The following is a 348-nucleotide window of genomic DNA, read 5'->3' as shown; positions in this document are numbered from 1 at the left end:
CGATCGCGCCGCCGCCGAATGCGGTTCCGGTGGTTGCGGCCTCAAACCACACGCCCGCGCACGGCGCCGTGACGACGCAGGCCTCGACGCTGTTCAGCGCGACCGATGCGGATGGCGACACGATCACGAAGTACCGTCTGTGGGACGGCACGTCGGACGCTTCGAGCGGCTACTGGAAGGTGAACGGCGTCGTGAAAGCCGCGAGCCAGACCTTCGAGATCACGGCGGCTGATCTGGCGAACACGGTCTGGACGGCGGGGGCTGTGAGCGATGCCGTGTCGGTCCAGGCCTTCGACGGCGTGGCCTGGAGCGCCTGGACGAGCTTCACGATCGCGCCGCCGCCGAATG

At 68.7% G+C, this 348-nt stretch carries 1 pseudogene; it reads left to right on the top strand.

Annotation, left to right across the window (positions count from 1 at the left end):
• A pseudogene (locus DK26_RS29510) lies at window positions 1-348 on the top strand (hypothetical protein); the annotation flags it as partial.

The organism is Allobosea sp. WAO (genome assembly GCF_001509835.1).
Taxonomy (GTDB): Bacteria; Pseudomonadota; Alphaproteobacteria; order Rhizobiales; family Beijerinckiaceae; genus Allobosea.
This window is presented reverse-complemented; position numbering and strand designations above follow the sequence as displayed.